We start from the raw sequence: 393 nt of genomic DNA, 5'->3' as shown, positions 1-393 counted from the left end.
GTACAGGGCCGCATCCTCAACGTCGTACCAAATCACTGGCTTGCGCACGACTGTGAGCGGCACATCCAGCTCGGCCAGGAGCTTTCCGGCCCAGGCGCCGGCCGTAATGATCAGATACTTGCCCGTGAATACTGTGCCATCGGCCGTGCGAACCTCCACGGCTGAATCCGTGGCCGACCAACCGACTACCTGGCTGTTCTCGATAATTCGCCCGCCCGCGGCCTCCAGCTCCTGCCGGAAAGCAGCGAATACGTTGCCCACCTTCATCACACCGCCCTGCGGATCGAAGTTAGCCTCGAACTCGTCTGGCAGATTCCAGGCCGGGAAACGCTCGTTCACCTCCTGAGCGGTGAGGAACTCGTGCGGCAGTGCATGTGTTGTGGCGGATTGTTG

Annotated in this window: 1 protein-coding gene; it reads right to left on the bottom strand. The window is 61.3% G+C overall.

The genetic code is table 11. The features are described from left to right. The coding region (locus tag K9U40_RS24470; RefSeq protein ID WP_282892628.1) for an FAD-dependent oxidoreductase at positions 1 to 369 on the bottom strand (369 nt) is incomplete at its 3' end. Positions 370 to 393 lie beyond the last annotated feature (24 nt).

It is taken from the genome of Xanthobacter autotrophicus, from assembly GCF_030015065.1.
Classification (GTDB): domain Bacteria; phylum Pseudomonadota; class Alphaproteobacteria; order Rhizobiales; family Xanthobacteraceae; genus Xanthobacter; species Xanthobacter autotrophicus_D.
Note: the sequence above shows the minus strand (reverse complement) of the source record. Positions and strands in the feature narration are given on the sequence as shown.